Genomic DNA, 16215 nt, shown 5'->3' with positions numbered 1-16215 from the left:
TTAAACGCTTCAAGGTTTTAAAAACACTTGAAGGTTTATCGTACTGCCTACTGCTATTTGCCAACTGTTTGTTCATCTTTTTAGCTACAAGTTTTGAGCTTTAAGCTACGAGCTTTTTCTTTTTAACCACAACAGGTACATAGGGCACAGGAGATGGTTTCTTCTCTCGCAAAGGCGCCAAGACGCTAAGTATTTCCTTTTGTCATCCTTCATTCTACATTGCCAAATTGCTTACTGTTATTTACCAATTGCCTATTCATTCTAATATCTTAAATCGTTCATCATCATTCGTTATTCAAATTGTTTTTTTTGAACCACAACAGGCACATAGGGCACAACAGGTAGTTTAAACGCTTCAAGGTTTTAGAAACGCTTGAAGGTTCTTCGGGTTGCCTACTGTTATTTGCCAATTGCCTGTTCGTTCTATCATGAACCACAATAGGTACATAGGGCACAGATAGATGATTTAAACGCTTCAAGGTTTTAAAAACACTTGAAGGTTTATCGGGTTGCCTACTGCTATTTGCCAACTGTTTGTTCATCTTTTTAGCTACAAGTTTTGAGCTTCAAGCTACGAGCTTTTTCTTTTTAACCACATTAGGTACATAGGGCACAGAGGATTGCTTACATCCTTCGACTTCGCTCAGGATGACGGACTGTCAACTGAGACTGAATACTGTCGACTTTCTTCATACTTTTGCCTTGTTTAAATTTACAATTTAACTTTTCCATACACTAATCATTCTTCTTTCAGGTAGATCGGTTGTTTTGTTGGTTTCGGATAGATCAGGATACCGGTTCCGGGCCGTTCTTCCGGAGCTACTTCTTCGAAACTGTACACTTTACAATCGTCGGTTACTTTCATCACCCAGAATTTTGTTTCGCCCACCGGCAGCGGTTGGGTAATCGAAATTGTAATTTCCGGATCGACCTCTTTTCCATTCAGGTTGTAAACGCTGGGAGTTACCTGGTCTCCAATCGTGTAATATACATCATACGGGCCAACGCCGGTAAAGCGAATGTACACATTGGTTGGCTCGCCGATACATACCGAATCGGCAAAGATCTCCATATCGAGCGTTGATTCGATCACCTCCATTACGTACATCTCGATGTTGTCGGTACAACTTACTTCGTCCCATACATGAATGCGCACGTAGTATTTCCCGGGTGCAAGCCCGGTCACTTTTACGGTTCTTCCCACTCCGCTGGCATACATACCGTCGACGAAATACAGGGCCGGATCGAGTGTTCCTGCCGGATCGAGCACGTCTTTGGGCTGGTTCGATGCGGTGTAAATACCCCAAACAAAATTCAAATCATCGATGCTCGGGCGACTGTCGACGCTAAAGGTCATGGTATCGCACTCTTCAATAACGATCTGGGCCGAAGCATTTGCCACGGTCAACAGCACCAGGAAGAATCCCAGGATGGCTGTTGTGATGTTATGTGCGATTTTTTTAGTCATTTCTTTAGCTACAAGCTGCAAGACGCTAGCTGCAAGTCATTGGTCAATGGGGACGAATTGTCATCCCGAGTGTAGCGAGGGATCTCCCCGCAATTCTCTGTTCTTTCTTCGTTGCTTTCTTTTTCATTTCCTTTTTTCTCTGTGTTCTTTGCGGTTTCTCTACGAACTTTGCGGTTTATTCTTTTCAACCGCAGAGAGCGCAAAGTTTACGCAAAGATCGCGGAACAATTTATTCTTCATACATACGCTCTGAACATTGGCATTTTCCTCCTGCGAACTATCGTTTTTATGCAGCTGCAGTAGTAACGGAAAGCCAGAGTTTTCACTCCGTGCTCTCTGTGTCTTCTCAGTGGTCCTTTGTGGTTTCCGTCGGCTGACGGATCATTTTTTACCACAGAGGGCACAGAGTTTACACAGAGGGCCGCAGAGGGAATAATGCGCGGGACAGTCCCGGGTGCCGGCTGACGACACTCAGGCCCGTCGCGCATCTTCAGCAAGTACCTGGCCCTATCGGGCAAGTTCAAAGTTCCAGGCCGTGTCCGTCCTTTGACGGATTCAAAGTTCAAAGTACGCTCCGTTGGGAGAACACCCGACTTTTGCCTTTTGCCTTTTGCCTTTTGCCTTTTAGAGGGCGGTGCATTGCTGGTTTTTATGTAGTTACTTTTGTTCACATTTCTTTTTGTTTTTACATTTTATATAGCTGCAAGTCTCAAGCTACAAGCTACAAGTGGTGACACTCTGAAGACTGTTCACTGAGACTGTTCACTTTTCCCTTTCCGTAGTTCCGGTTTTTACTTCCGGAATTCTATCAGTGCTGCAAGGCATTAATCCATTGGCAAACTGTTTTATGAACCACATGAGGCACATAGGGCACAGCAGGTAGGTTAAACACTTCAAGGTTTTAAAAACGCTTGAAGGTTTATTGGTTTGCCTACTGTTATTTGCCAATTGTTTGTTCATTTTTTTAGCTACAAGTTTTAAGCTTCAAGCCACAAGTTTTTCCTTTTAACCACATTAGGCACATAGGGCACAGCAGATCGGTTACATCCTTCGACTACCATGCCTCACGGCAGGCAGGCGCTCAGAATGACGTACTGCCAACTGCGACTGAATACTGCCAACTTCCTTCATCCTTTTGCCTTGTTCATCACTTCTTCCTTTCTCCGTGGTCTTTGTGTCTTCGTTGTGTTCTCTATGTTTAAACTCTAACCACAGAGTTCACAGAGGCCTTCACAGAGCCTGCCTGCAATAGGCAGGGGCCACAGAGTTTATTTTCGTATCCCGAAAGGCTTTTGCCCCCGAATTTCCCTTAGAGCTTCAAGTCATTAGTCACTAGCCACTTGTCATTGGTACTGTGTACCGAGACTGAAAACTGCGACTGTTGACTTTTTTAACTACTTCTTCATAACCTTTTTAGTCATTGGTCATTGGTCCGTACTGAAACATCCTTCGACTTCCATGCCTGACGGCAGGCAGGCGCTCAGGATGACCTACTGAACACTGTGACTACCAACTGAGACTGCTGACTCTTCTTCTCCCGCTTTCCAACCTGGCCGGCCGCCCCAAGGGTACTGAAGCACCCCTGGAGCGATCGCATCCGGTTTGTCCGTCAACTGACGGGTATCTTAGGTTATGAAAAAGCAAGATTCATATTCCATTAATTACCATTCGGAGTTTTATCTTCAAACGGAGTCGGAGCATTCTCTGTAACTTCAGGTCTTGGAGTAATCGTATAATCTATATTGTCTGTTGTAAGATCATCAATACAAGCATTACCAGCGCCAGCATCATCTATATCAGGATAATCTCCAGCATAAGAACCCGCGTTAGCCGGATCTTCCATGATACCATTCACGGTCAAATTTATGACTTCATCGGTAAGGTTTTCAGTTACAGTGCCATGTTCAACCTTGACCCTAACAATAATACATGCTTCAGCAACAAATCCATTATCACTGGTACCGGCCGGATATGCAGATGCCAAGACAGCATCTGTTCCAACTGTTTTCCAGGCACCTGTAGTTGCAGCATCTGCAGGATAAGCCCACCCATCAATAGTTACTGTACTTGTACCAGTTGTTGTAACTGCGAAATCACCAGGCATCCATGAGGTCATCCAGTTGGCTGCATTAACCGCGAAGAAGACGTAATCCGTACCGTAATCAACTAACAAAGTAGTTCCATCGTATGATGCAGTCTGAATTGGGTTCACACAATCAGAAACATCACCTCCGGAATCACCAGCATCAGCGATACCAGCTATATCAAGCGTAAAATTGTATTGTGGCACAATTCGATATACCTCCATATTATCGGTACAATTTGCATCGTCAACATTGTACACTACTAATATTACATTGTTGCCGACACCATCAAATGATTTCCAAGTGATTTTAACGGATGGCGAAGTATTAGCTGGATCATTATAAGCAGCATCTGCTGACAGAACATAAGGACTTGATCCATCTTTAGCTTCTATACCCGCAGCAATCGTTCCCTGAGCACTGATGAGACTAGCATCATCGGTTACAAACCAATGAAGTGTACCTATCGAACTAGAGTTGATTGTGTAAGTATATTCAACACCTGGTATTGGAGCCAAAGGATCATCAGCAGTTCCACAAGCAAGAGGGACATATGGTGCACAGTAAGTAGGTACTGCATCCAAATGATCAAGATCAGGAGTAGTAGGTACCTGTCCAAAGACATTGGAAGTTCCGGCGACTATTGCCGCTACGAACAAGATCAAAAATAAAAATTGCTTTTTCATAATGTAAAATTTTAGAGGCCCGGACCCGGCTCCCTGTTTAAAGCGCCAAGCGGTTTGGAACCGCTAAGCACACGAGCGCCGGACGAGCTGGTTACTAATTAAGTATTTGTTTTAAATTGTTTTGTAATTACGTTTTTCATTTTACTTCTCTTTTTATGGTGCAGGGTGTAACAACAGGGCAAAGAGAAAAGGGCACGGAGCACAGGGCAGAGAGCAGAGAGAAAAAAGCGCGGTATACATACTTACTTTGAACCTGCCCTACTGAGTCGTTCAGGCGGGCTCTAAACACTAAACTCTGAACTCGCTTTTGTTTCTCTTTTTTCGGTTCAACCGGGTTCATTTTACGAAGGTTTTTTTCATAGGCATTCAGGTTTTGCGGAGATGCAGTGCCAAGAGCGAAGGGAAAAGAATGCAAAGATTTCTCCCCGCACACGTGGCGAAAGTTCAGGCGGAGGTTGCTGTTTTCACTGCTTACTGCGACCCGTCTGCTTTCGCACGCCGGGCAGGCTGCCGACTGCTTGCTGCAGTTTTGTATCTCCTGTTGATAATTCATTAATATTTTCAGTATTCTCTTTTAATCATTTGTTTTTTCTGTTTGTTCCAAATTCCATCCGTCAGCTGACGGATGGATTTGAAGCCTAATGGTCCGGCTGGCGGGAAAGTGGTGCGCTGTTGTTGTATCGTCAAAAAAAGTTGTTGTAAAGAAAGGCATCCACTGTTCCCGTTCGCCCCGGGGGCACATAGCCCCCTACAGAACCACACTCTCCGGATCGTTGGCTGACGCATCAACTACCGCCCGGAAAGATTTTCCTTTTAGTCATGTTGCATAGGCATGATGGTTTTTGATGTTAGCTACTGTCCGTTCTCCCTTTGCAAGGAAAATTGGGTTACTATTTTTAGCTGCGAGCCACAAGCTGTGAGCTGCAAGCTTGTTTTGTTTATCGTTGATATTTGTTCTTTCTGATGGATGTTCGCTTGTTTCTGTACTTCTTAAATCGTCAGTCAATATTCGAGCTTGCTGCCGCACGATTCTATCGTGTGGCTTGTTAATTCCAAGTTTACTTACCACGCGATGCAATCGCGCGGTAGCAGAGTACGCGATAGCTGGGCGGCTGTAAATACTTTTATGTTTCTTATTCGTTATTCGATATTCGATATTAGCAAGGAGCAGGCCCCTCTCGGTCTCCCCAAAGGGGAGAAGACAAGAATTGGCTGCGAGCCACAAGCTGTGAGCTGCGAGCTTGTTTTGTTTATCGTTGCTATTTGTTCTTTCTGATGGATATTCGCTTGTTGCTGTACTTCTTAAATCGTCAGTCAATATTCGAGCTTGCTGCCGCACGATTCTATCGTGTGGCTTGTTAATTCCAGGTTTACTTACCACGCGATGCAATCGCGCGGTAGCAGAGTACGCGATAGCTGGGCGGCTGTAAATACTTTTATGTTTCTTATTCGATATTCGATATTCGATATTAGCTGTGAGCAGGCGAATATCCCCTCCTTTGGGGTATCCGTCAGCTGAGGGATGGCGTGGTGAAATTATTCCTTCACGAGACAGGCGTTCTTTCTTCGGCAACCACCTCCCTCCCGATTTCATCGGGAGTACTCCTCCTGCCCAGGAGGAGAAATGTTCGTATTCCAATTTCATCATTCTGCTTCCGGTTTTATTACCCGCCACGCGATGCAACCGTGCGGGAGCGAAAGACTGAGCTTGCTTCGGTCGTCCTTTGTCCTCCCTCGCAATGACTATTTTTGCAAAGGAGATGATTGTTTCAGGCGACGTTGTCGCCTGAAACAATCTCACACAATGAAAGGAATCGTCATTGCGAGCCGGCTTCCGGCGGCGAAGCAATCGCGCGGTAGCGGAGCTCTGAACTCTGAATCCGTCAAAGGACGGACACGACTCTGAATCCGTCAAAGGACGGACATGGCTCTGAACCTTGAACTCACTTCCTGATATGTTTATAATTGTGCTCATTTCTACTACTGCTTTTCAATTTTAGGTCGGGGTGTTATCGTTATTTCGCGCATGATCTCGTCGGATATATTTCCGTTACAATCTTCCACCCAATAGGTAATGGTGTGGGTAACAGCTGTAAAGGTTACCCCGTCGCCCCACAGGTAAATATCGGTTGGGATACTGCCTTCTTCGTAGGTGGAAGGCTGCCCGGTACCGCTGACCGGCGCATGACTGACCGCTGCCCCCGTAACCGGATCGGGCGTGTCGGCAAAGTCGATCCGCCAGTTAATGGTCATATCTACCGAGTCGCAGCAATTGTCTTCCAGCGAAGTAAGATCGAGGAAGGTGTCGCCTGCAAACATGGTACGGTAATCCACCGGGAATTTTTCGACCAGGGGATCTACGTGGTTATACACCGGATTCGGATTCGACGGATTGTAGACCGCCCAGTGCAGCGGATCCACGCAGTTTTCGTACGGTTCGGCTTTGAGGGTTGGCGGAATGGTGTCGATTACCTCTATCCAGTGCGAACAGGTATCGAACCCGGCCAGGTTTTCGGCCCTCCATTCTATGGTGGTTACTCCCAGCGGGAAAGTCCGGTCGCCCAGCGGATTGGCATACGGATCGGAGGCGTCTTTTACATAGGTAACCGGACCTTCGCTTGTACCATCGGCAAAAGTTATGGTATAGGTCCAGGTGATGGGCGGCGCTCCTTCAATCAGATCGGCCACACCGGGGTCGAAGGTATCGGAACAATCTGCTTCGCTGCCATCGAGGTAAATTGTAGTATCCGGAGGACATTCGATGTCGGGCGCTGCCCAAACGGTAACCGTAAAGTCGCACACAACAATGTTCCCGTTTCCATCCTTAAAGGTATATTCGATGGTTGTTACCCCCAGATCGTAGGTGTGCGGCCCCGTTAACAAGTTAATGCTGTCCGGACTTCCATTAAATAATGTAGTTATGCTATCCGGAGGTGTTACGGTGTAAATCAGCACCGAGTCGCAGTTGTCCCAATAAGTAGGCAATCCTACGGTTACATTGGTGGCAAAGAGTTCGTTTTCGTCGGCAAAAACTTCCACATCGGGCGGACAAACCAGAATCGGTAGCATGTCGAACACTTCAAAGTTATGTACGCACGAATCAATATTTCCTGAATTATCGGTAATGTACCAAACCACCCGGTGCTGTCCGATCGGATAGTAACCGCTGGCATTGCTCGAATCAACTCCGTAATCGCTGTTGTGCGTAATATCGTACACAACGGTTGTACATTCTTCAGAGATCACAGGCGGCAGTACATCCACCCAGGCATCGCAGGAAGTAGAATCATCGACAAAACGATCGGCAGGATCCGCCTGACATGCTACTACTGAAGACGGGATCTCGTCGCGCAACATGGTAACGGTAAAATCACAGGAATCTTTGTTACCATCCGGGTCGCTTACAATGTACCATACCGTGTTGATTCCGGCCGGGAACTCCAAGCCATTTACTTCGCCCACTCCGGTGGTATCCCAGGCTCCGTTAATGATGCGGAAACTCAGGTCGAGCGAATCGGTATCCCAACAAGGTGCGCTATAAGACGGAGATCCGATGGCGGGAGGCAGAGCAAAACAATCGTCGGCGGTCATTTGCCCTTCTACATCCGAAGGACAGGTGATCGTTGGCAACTGAATACCGTTTACTTCCACGTAAACAATACACGAATCCACATTTCCTGAGTTATCGGTTATGTACCAGGTTACTTCAGTGGTTCCCGTCGGGAAAGTTTCATTTACAATGACTGAATCGTTGTTGTAATTGTTGGTAAAGCTATAAACAACCGTAGTACAGGTTTCATTAATTGTTGGTTGAGGCAAACTCAGGGTGGCATCACATTCGTTGGCTCCCAAGGTTACTGAAGGCGGATTTGGCGGACATACAATGGCCGAGCTGGGGATCTCGTCGCGTAACATCGAAACGGTAAAATCGCAGGAATCTTTGTTCCCATCCGGGTCGCTTACAATGTACCATACCGTGTTGATTCCGGCCGGGAACTCCAAGCCATTTACTTCGCCCACTCCGGTGGTATCCCAGGCTCCGTTAATGATGCGGAAACTCAGGTCGAGCGAATCGGTATCCCAACAAGGTGCGCTATAAGACGGAGATCCGATGGCGGGAGGCAGAGCAAAACAATCGTCGGCGGTCATTTGCCCTTCTACATCCGAAGGACAGGTGATCGTTGGCAACTGAATGCCGGTAACAACCACATAAACCGTACAGGTAGTATCGTTACCTGAATTGTCAGTGATCGTCCAGTTTACTTCTGTGGTTCCAACAGGAAATACCTCATTTATAATTACTGAATCGTTATTAAAATCATTTGTAATTGTATAGGTAGCGGTAACACAATAATCATCTACCGTTGGTGGAGTTAACGATATTGACCTTTCACATTCTGTTGATCCAAGAACAACGGCTGGCGGATCGGATGGGCAGGTAATAGCAGTCCATGGAATCTCATCGCGCAGCATGGTTACGGTAAAGCTACATGAAACCATATTGCTATCGGGATCGGTAACGGTATAGGTTACCGTTGAGACACCCACCGGGAAATTCAAATCAGAAACATAACCAAAGCCGGTTGTATCCCAAAGGCCTCCCTCTGTTTCAATGGTAAATGCGAGAACAAGCGAATCATTGGGCCAGCAATCATCCGAATAAAGCGGATCAAGGATGGTTGGCGGCTCGGCAAAACAGTTGGTGGCATCCATGGTTCCGGTTACATCAACACAATTGGATATTTCCAGATTTGGAGGAGTAACATCCACGATGGTGACAGTAAAGTCACATTCGGCAATTAACCCTGCTGCATCGGTTGCCCGGTAGGTAACGGTTGTTGTTCCCACGGGGAAAGATACGCCGGTAATGATTCCGTTTCCACTGCTCACCAAAGCTCCGGTTGACGTCCAGGTAATATCAGGAACCGAACAACTATCGGCATAAACCGGATCTTCCAATGTATCGGGTATTTTCGAACAGGAATCGGGTGCGGCTTCCTCCAGCACATCGCCGGGGCATGTGATTGTAGGCGGCTCATCATCAACAATGGTGAAAGTAGCCGTGGTTGAATCAGCGTTTCCGCAGTCGTCAGTAACCGTAAATGTAACGGTGATGGAATCGCGGGCGCCATCTCCTACCCAGGCTTGGGTGGTTGCGTTGTTGGTCCAGGTCAAACTATCGGGATGATCGCAATCATCGGTTGCTGCGGCTCCTCCATTGTTATTAAGCCAGGCCAGGTAATCGGGATGGGTGTTTTTATCCAAAGTATTACAATCAGTAATCTGGTCGAAAGACTCAGGACTGATTACCGGTGCGATCGTGTCGATTACATAGATATATGCGGTATCAGCTCCTACATTACCGCAAATATCCTCTGCACTAAAAACCACTGGCAAAACTACATTACAGGCGAGCGTAATACCGCTATAGTTATTCGTTACATCTAAAGGCGTACCATCGTCATTCTGAGCCGTTGCAGTAGCCAACCAATCCTGAATTAGCTGCGCAGCATCCGGATCGTTACATTGAATAGTAAGATCATCAGTTGGAGAGAAAACAGAAGCACCTGTAGTGTCTGCTTCAACCTCAAAATTGTAAACCGCAACGTTACACATTAACCCGCTGGGGTCATAATCGGTTACCTGAACAGAATATGTTCCCAGTGCAACCGGTGGTGTTAAGCTTAATGTATTTGATGTTGATATAACACTCCCTGAAGCGTCAGGACCGTTGAACCATCGCCACTGATAATAAATGGATGAAGGACTTACATCGGCTACCAATGTTAACGGATCATCCTCGCAAATAAGAGTAGGATCAATATTTAGCTCTATTTCGATTGGAGGCAAAACATGAACCGTAATGGTATCACATATTGTACCGTCGTTTGATTGTCCGCAAATGTAACCCACAACATCGGCACAAACCTGATACTGTATCGCAGCAGGTACAAGGTCTTTGTCTTCCAGCGGCACATAAAATACAGGATTGTACGGGTCAGAAACATCCAGGTATTTATCGTACGCCGGATTAAGTGCCGACCAAACCGGGGCGCTTTCAAAATCACCGGTTGTATGAATCTGATTCGAACAGTCAACACGTGTTGAAATATCATCTGATGCAATTATTCCCGCCACAGATTGGATGAAATAATCAATTGGGTCACTCCCCTGCTTACAATGAGAAAAAAGATGGTATTCACCCGAAGGAAGACAAATAATATCTCCATCCGGTCCCTCCAACGATACCTGTTCACAATCAACCCTCCATTCCTTACTATCCTGACCTTTACTTGTTTTTATTTGAACTCCTACAGCACCATCATCAATAATAACATTGAATGACACACAACGGTAAGGATCTTTTCCCCCATCTTCCCACCATACGTCGTCTAAACAGCAACGTGCACCTTTATCTTTCCTTACATCATAAACAGCCCAGAGACTATCCGGGTCTGTCCTTAAATCGACATTAAATACCTCTACTTTATCTGTACATTCAGTACATTCGCAATTGCTTAAATCGTTGACATAAATTACCTGTTCAACCTCCGTGTAATTCAGACATTCATCATAAAACCGGTATTTTCGAACAACGCTTTCAGGGCAATAACCCGCATCGCTTGTACCCGGATCAAAAACAGAGTATTCATCGTACAGCTGCATCGTAACACTACCCCCGCATAAATCGTACGCATCATTTGAAGCATTTGAAGCCAGAAATTGAGCTAAATTCTCGTAATAAACAGGGATATCATCCGGACATTGAACATTTATCACCTGATTGCTAAAAACCACCTCAGGCCCTTTCGTATCACTAACCGTTATTCTCTGCACTCCCGACCTCTGATTACCACATTCATCTTCGGCCACCCATTTTCTGAAAATGGTGTAATTGCTGGCACAACTCACTGCCGGAGTTCCCGTACTGTCGGAATAAAATATGGAATCAACTGCACAGTTATCGGTAGCTGTAGCCCAACCTGTGTCATCAGGATCCTGACTATCGGAACAAGCTATTGATACATTTGGCGGAACAGAAATGGTCGGTTTTGTGATATCGCTTACCGTAATAATCTGGTCTTTTGATGTGCTGTTGCCCGCTGCATCGGTAACGGTCCATGTTCTTGTAAAGCTATAATTCCCGGAGCAAGAACCCGGCACATTAGCTCCATCGGTATAGCCTGAGTTTAAGTTTACAGAAGCCGTGCAATTGTCTTTTAGATTTATTGGATTTCCGGTTTGAACAGGATCACTGTTTGCATTGCAGTTTGCATCGGTGTAAATGGTAATATTTGCTGGAGCCGTAAATGTTGGATCTTCATTATCTATAACAGTAATGGTTTGAGTACAAGTTGAAGTGTTTGTACCATCGGAAGCTGTCCATGTAATTGTAGTTACACCCACTGGAAAGCTGGCATTCATAGCCAGGCCATCGCTACGGCTAGGCGTTTCGGATGGATCAGGGTTGCAATTATCGGTTGCAACCGGAGGAGTGATTGTAAATGAAGCTGCCGTAGCATAGCAAAACCCGGGTGAATTATCAACAGTTATGTTTGCCGGGCATGTAATTACCGGGGCTTCGTTATCGCTGACGGTTACAGTAAATGAACATTCAACCGGCCCGTTTCCTGCCGCATCGGTAAATTCATAAGTAACAGTTGTGATACCCACCGAAAATGCCTGCCCCGAAGCCAAACCGGCGGTTAATGTGCCGGGAAGTCCGTTTCCGTCGCAATTATCATCAAATGCAGGCAGGGTGTAACTAACAACTGCGGTGCAACTTCCGGGATCGGCACCAACACTAATATTTCCGGGACAGCTTGCAACGGTTGGGTCGGTATCGTCTCCCACAATAACCTGTACCGTTGTTTGGGATGAACATCCGTTTGCTGTGGCAGTAATCGTAAACGTGGTAGTTTCTAGCGTTCCCGGATTGGAACTGCTTATCATTCCACTGATTGTATTTCCGGTTCCGCTTTCCAGTCCTGTTAAAGTTGTTGTATTGTCGCGTGTCCAGCTATATGTTGTTCCGGCTACGGAGTTCGGATTGGCAATACTGATGGCAATATTATCTCCCGGACAAATCTGTTGCGTAGCCGGAGAGGCCGAAACAGTTGGAATCGGGTTAACGGTAATTGTAAATGATTCCGGAGTTCCACTACAACTAACACCGTTATTTGTGTAAACAGGCGTCACTTCAATGGTGGCAATAACCGGAACATTTCCTGTATTGGATGCATTAAACGCGGCAATGCTTCCTGTTCCACTTGCTACCAGACCTATAGAGGGTTGATCATTTGTCCACTCATAACTTGTGGCAGTTCCTGTAAAGTTAATGGCAGTTGTATTTGTTCCATGGCATATTTCCTGATCGGAAACTGTATTTACGGATGGAGTTGAATTAACAGTGATTAAAACGACAGTAGAATAAGCTGCCGCGCATACGCCACTGGTTACCTGTGCACGATAATATCTGTTTGCTGAAAGGCTTCCCATCTGAGCTGATGTCAGCGTTGATCCCGTCGCACCGCCAATATCTGTCCACGATGAAGTCCCATCTGATGACCATTGCCACTGTATGCTTCCAACAGAACCTGATAATGTTAGGTCGGCAGGGCTACTTCCATCACAGATCGTCTGATTAGCACTGGCTGTTCCGCCAACGCTAGTAGGATCAACCGAAATTACTACGGTATTTGAATAGGCCGGGGAACAAACACCGCTGGTAACTTCAGCCCGGTAGTAACGGTCTGCATTTAAACTTCCCATATCAACCGAAGTTAACGTCGAACCCACCGCTCCGGTAATATCTGTCCACGATGAAGTTCCATTGGGTGACCATTGCCATTGAATACTTCCAACATGACCCGTTAACGTAAGGTCGGCTGGGCTACTGCCATCACAGATCGTCTGATTAGCACTGGCTGTTCCGCCAACACTAACCGGATCAACAGTTATGGTGGCTTCCACAGAATTCGCTTCATTGCAAACGCCACTCTGAACCACTGCACGATACATTGTCGTCTGAGTCAGATTCGTTGCAGTATAACTGGTTGTAGTATTCGGTATTGTAGTCCAATTCGATCCTCCATTGGTTGAATATTCCCAGCGTTGAACAGCGCCCACTTCTCCGGTTAATGTAAGTGTGGTTGAGTTGACTCCCGAACATACAGTTGCAGAACCGTTAACTGTTCCACCAACGCTAACCGGATCAACATTGACTGTTATCTGATCCTGCGCGGTAAATCCGTTACCGTCTGTAACCGTTACCGTATAAGTTTGATCAGACGTTGGACTGGCAGTCGGAGCGGCAATGTTGGTTGCACTTAAACCTGTTGAAGGGCTCCATGAGTAGGTCCATCCCGGATCGCCCGTAGGAACAGCTGTTAAAACCACTGACGAACCTGTGCATATTTCCTCACTGGCTGCTCCATTATTTATCGAAACAGATGGTGCATCAAGCGTAATTCCTGTAAATATTATCGTTCCTCCGGTTGTAATTGCTCCGGAAGAAATAGTATTTCCGCTTGCTGCGCTACCTTTTATCCAAGGTATGCTACCGGTCCAAACTCCGGCCGCTATCTCCGACTGAGTTCCAGAGATATCCGCTGTTGGAAAGTCAGCAGAAACCGAATAGTTAGGTCCATTGATGTCGTTAAGTGTAACGGTCCAGTAACGCGATAGGAAGTTAGTGGCGCTTGCATTTTGTGGGCTGAATTTGTTATCTGTTGTTGTAACTTCGATGTACGGATTGGCACCAAGAGAGCCTACCGAAGAAAGATTAATATCGACTGAAATATCATTTCCCGAACCATCGACCAAAGGGAAGCTATATGTTCCTGTTCCAGTTACCTGTTGCAGTAATGAATTGCCATTAAGATTAATAGTAGTAGCACTGTTCAAATCCAAATCACGAACCAAAAGATCGCCTTCCAGCAGCAAATCGGCATTGGCCGACGAGGTAATATGATCAAGCGGAATTTCACTTGAAATATTAAAGACGGATCCTCCCGGTGTTGAAGTATTCCCGAATTGGAAAGTGCCGCCCACGGTATTTTTGGTTCCTGTTCCGCTGATAAGCCCTAAATCAAGTTCAGTTGTTGCGGTACTTGGATTTTGGAAAATAATAGTTCCTCCAGTAAAATAAAAATCACCACTCGAAGTCACATTGAGAGATCCAACTCCACTTAAATTATTTCCAGCTGTTGAAAGGCTTACAATCCCTCCAGAAATGGTGATTCCCGAGTTCAATCCCGGAGGACTCAACGTTCCATCTGCAGTGCTTTCCAGTCTGCCGGCGATATCGACTGAACCATTTGAAACAATAAATGCACCGTGGTTCTGTGTGTGTACCGTATTCCCTGAGTTGATACCGAAATTGGCTGTTCCTGAGTTAATCCGGATGAGCCCATTATTGGTAATTGTGAAATTTCCGGTCGACAAAGAACCTCCGGTAACATCAAAACCCGCGGCTTGCTCAATTGTTAGTCCAATGGCCGGATTAACAGAGAAACTCCCTGTTCCCGGGATTGTAACAAGGCCACTCGTCATGGTAAGCAAACCGCTGCTTAATACCGCTGCTGTTCCGCTGATGGTTAATGTTGTTGAAAGGCTTCCTTTATTGATAACCAACCCTTCAAAATTGGTGGTTCCGCTTATACTCGCTGGGTTGCTACCGATAAACTCAACAACACCGTTGGTCCCACCGTTGTATGTTCCGCTATTTGTCCAACTTCCATATACCTGTAGTGTTGTTGCAAGAGTTGCTCCATGATTCACTTCTCCACCACCTTCAATTGAGATATTGTTGCAAGTTGCAGTTGTATTAACAGTAACCGTAAAACCATTTGGAATTGTGACATTATCCGCAGAAGTTGGCACATGTCCACAACTCCATATAGAGTCAACATTCCAATTACCAGAATAAATTGCTTCACAATCTGCCATCGCCGATTTCAACACCAGTTCCGGCTGAGGTTCTTCCTGCGCTTCCTCTTCGCCCGTAACATACACCAGGTGTTCCACTTCGGTGATATTACCGTAATCGTCGGCAATGCTGTAAGTGCGCGTAACGGTGTAGGGGCAACGGATGCCATTGCTCTTTTGCCCAACAAAACGGAAACTTTCAACTTCGATGTTACAGTTATCGAAAGCCACTCCTCCGCCTTCAGTAAACTCGCGCCACGAAGTAAATGCTTCAGGTACCGGATCCCCGCATTTCACACGAATTGGATGGGGAGCATAAATCTCTGGTTTTTCATTGTCGGTAACCGTTACGGTAAACGAATACTCATCGCGGTTGTATTCCACCCCGTCGCTAATGGAGAAAAACACTTCGGTGGTTCCAATCGGAAAGGCACTTCCAGGCATGTAATTGGCATCCACAATAATTTGATCGCGCGAAGCACAGTTATCCAAAACAATGGGTTCCTGCCAGTTTACAACGGCATGACAGTCGCCGGGGTCGGCCTCAACCGAAATATTTCCAGGCGGATTCATCAAACGGGGAATTTCGTTGTCGGCTACGACCACTGTAAAAGAACAGAAAACCGACTGATTGGAGCGGTCTCTTCCGCGGTAAGTTACCAGGGTAGTTCCTTCGTTAAAAACATACGAAGTAAGCTGATTAATCCCCGAGGCAGAAGAACTGCCTTCGGTTGCTCCTTCCATCTGCCAGCTAAGCGATGCAATGGTATTTCCCCGGTCGATCAGTTCCAATCCGGAACTAATCAGGGTATTACAGGCATTTACATCGGTATAGGTGGAAATATTCTCGGGACAAACAATGCCAATGGTATCGTCAGGGAAGGCATTGTTGCCGGAGATTTTAGAAAAATGAATGTTATCCGGCGCCTCATAACCACCTGTAACAATATCCACAGAGCCCCCTTCGCCAGCGCGCAACACGCCCGCTTTTACAGAAGTGGGATCTATAAATACCGATAAAGAAACTATCAAAACAATAGTTAATTTA

General features: G+C 46.0%; 5 protein-coding genes. All 5 read right to left on the bottom strand.

What is annotated here, in order from left to right; genetic code table 11:
• Positions 1 to 739: 739 nt before the first annotated feature.
• The 5 genes from D1614_RS04295 to D1614_RS04270 all read right to left on the bottom strand — a co-directional run bounded on the left by D1614_RS04295 (position 740) and on the right by D1614_RS04270 (position 16199).
• A complete protein-coding gene (locus D1614_RS04295) occupies positions 740 to 1468 on the bottom strand; it encodes a hypothetical protein (protein ID WP_147384019.1) in 729 nt (242 codons plus the stop codon).
• A 1657-nt stretch (positions 1469 to 3125) separates the two neighbouring features.
• Positions 3126 to 4238: a hypothetical protein gene (locus tag D1614_RS04290; protein WP_119436658.1), complete on the bottom strand. Its 1113-nt coding sequence runs from the start codon at positions 4236 to 4238 to the stop codon at positions 3126 to 3128.
• 136 nt (positions 4239 to 4374) lie between these two features.
• A complete protein-coding gene (locus tag D1614_RS04285; protein ID WP_119436657.1) occupies positions 4375 to 4791 on the bottom strand; it encodes a hypothetical protein in 417 nt (138 codons plus the stop codon).
• Positions 4792 to 5055: 264 nt separating this feature from the next.
• Positions 5056 to 5886, bottom strand: coding sequence for a hypothetical protein (locus D1614_RS04275; RefSeq protein ID WP_147384017.1), 831 nt, complete (start codon positions 5884 to 5886; stop codon positions 5056 to 5058).
• Between the two features lie 332 nt (positions 5887 to 6218).
• A complete protein-coding gene (locus D1614_RS04270; RefSeq protein WP_119436654.1) occupies positions 6219 to 16199 on the bottom strand; it encodes an HYR domain-containing protein in 9981 nt (3326 codons plus the stop codon).
• Positions 16200 to 16215 lie beyond the last annotated feature (16 nt).

The sequence above is a fragment of the Maribellus luteus genome, assembly GCF_003576475.1.
Classification (GTDB): Bacteria; Bacteroidota; Bacteroidia; order Bacteroidales; family Prolixibacteraceae; genus Draconibacterium; species Draconibacterium luteum.
Note: the sequence above shows the minus strand (reverse complement) of the source record. Positions and strands in the feature narration are given on the sequence as shown.

What these genes read in the sequence shown, in the direction of transcription:
- D1614_RS04295 (WP_147384019.1), bottom strand. Translation starts at nt 1,468, where the DNA reads ATGACTAAAAAAATCGCACATAACATCACAACAGCCATCCTGGGATTC.
- D1614_RS04290 (WP_119436658.1), bottom strand. Translation starts at nt 4,238, where the DNA reads ATGAAAAAGCAATTTTTATTTTTGATCTTGTTCGTAGCGGCAATAGTC.
- D1614_RS04285 (WP_119436657.1), bottom strand. Translation starts at nt 4,791, where the DNA reads ATGAATTATCAACAGGAGATACAAAACTGCAGCAAGCAGTCGGCAGCC.
- D1614_RS04275 (WP_147384017.1), bottom strand. Translation starts at nt 5,886, where the DNA reads ATGATGAAATTGGAATACGAACATTTCTCCTCCTGGGCAGGAGGAGTA.